1 pseudogene is annotated in these 233 nt (G+C 44.6%); it reads right to left on the bottom strand.

The annotated features are described in order from the left end of the window. A pseudogene (locus AAEY88_RS15605) lies at window positions 1-233 on the bottom strand (hypothetical protein); the annotation flags it as partial.

Raw genomic sequence — 233 nt, 5'->3', positions numbered from 1 at the left:
GCTTGAGTGGTTTTCACACGGTTTTTTATCAGTTTCCCAGCCTCATGTCCGTCTTCAGTTTCCTGCTCTCTATCAAAACTAATGGCGTGGTTGGAGATACCTTGCTTGTTAGCGATGGTATTCAACTTCTGCTGTTGCTTTACCTTCAATGCTGTCTCGTAAGCATCAATTCGAACCTTGGCGTCGTCCATACTGATATTTTCTTCAGCGGCCAAGGTTTTGATAGCCATCAC

The organism is Psychrobacter sp. CAL346-MNA-CIBAN-0220 (assembly GCF_040309805.1).
In the GTDB taxonomy this organism is placed as follows: domain Bacteria; phylum Pseudomonadota; class Gammaproteobacteria; order Pseudomonadales; family Moraxellaceae; genus Psychrobacter.
Note: the sequence above shows the minus strand (reverse complement) of the source record. Positions and strands in the feature narration are given on the sequence as shown.